The organism is Candidatus Hakubella thermalkaliphila (assembly GCF_013281975.1).
In the GTDB taxonomy this organism is placed as follows: domain Bacteria; phylum Actinomycetota; class Humimicrobiia; order Hakubellales; family Hakubellaceae; genus Hakubella; species Hakubella thermalkaliphila.
Window position 1 is genome coordinate 1 of record NZ_BLRZ01000370.1, and the last position, 795, is coordinate 795.

Consider the following 795-nt stretch of genomic DNA (forward strand, 5'->3'; position numbering starts at 1 on the left):
AGGATTTTACCCTTAACCGTTTTGAGGAGGAAGTGACTCAGGGCAATGTGGAGAAGGTTACGGTCAAGGACAAAGATCAGACTATTCTTGGTACTCTCAAGGACGGTACCAAATTCCGGGTCAGCTACCCTCAGAGCTATGAATTTTCGGATATACTTCTCAAGAATGGAGTAGAGGTTCAGATAGATCCCCAGAATCAGTCCCTGTGGTGGTCTCTCCTTTCTTCCTTCCTTCCTTTCCTGATCATGTTCGGACTGCTATTTTTCTTCCTGCAACAGATGCAGGGCAGTGGAAACAAGGTCATGTCCTTTGGCAAGAGTCGGGCCAAGATGTTTACCAAGGACCAGCCCCGCGTTACTTTTCAAGATGTAGCCGGAGTGGATGAAGCAGTGGAGGAGCTAAGAGAGATAGAGGAATTTCTGGAAGGTCCGGCCAAGTTTCAGTCCCTGGGGGCCAAGATTCCCAAAGGAGTTCTTCTTTATGGTCCACCCGGTACTGGCAAGACTCTGCTGGCCAGGGCCGTAGCAGGAGAGGCCGGAGTTCCCTTCTTTTCTATAAGCGGCTCGGACTTTGTGGAGATGTTCGTAGGCGTGGGCGCCTCCCGGGTCAGAGATCTCTTTGAACAGGCCAAAGCCAATGCACCCTGCATAATCTTCGTTGATGAGATAGATGCGGTGGGTAGACATCGGGGAGCCGGGCTGGGTGGCGGGCATGATGAGCGGGAGCAGACTTTGAACCAACTTCTGGTGGAGATGGACGGCTTCGATGTCCATGATACGGTAATTTTAATTGCTG

The 795-nt window shown here is 51.2% G+C and carries 1 protein-coding gene; it reads left to right on the forward strand.

Annotation, left to right across the window (positions count from 1 at the left end):
* On the forward strand, positions 1-795 hold a 795-nt coding region (locus HW443_RS12215; RefSeq protein ID WP_176238334.1), incomplete at both ends, for an ATP-dependent metallopeptidase FtsH/Yme1/Tma family protein.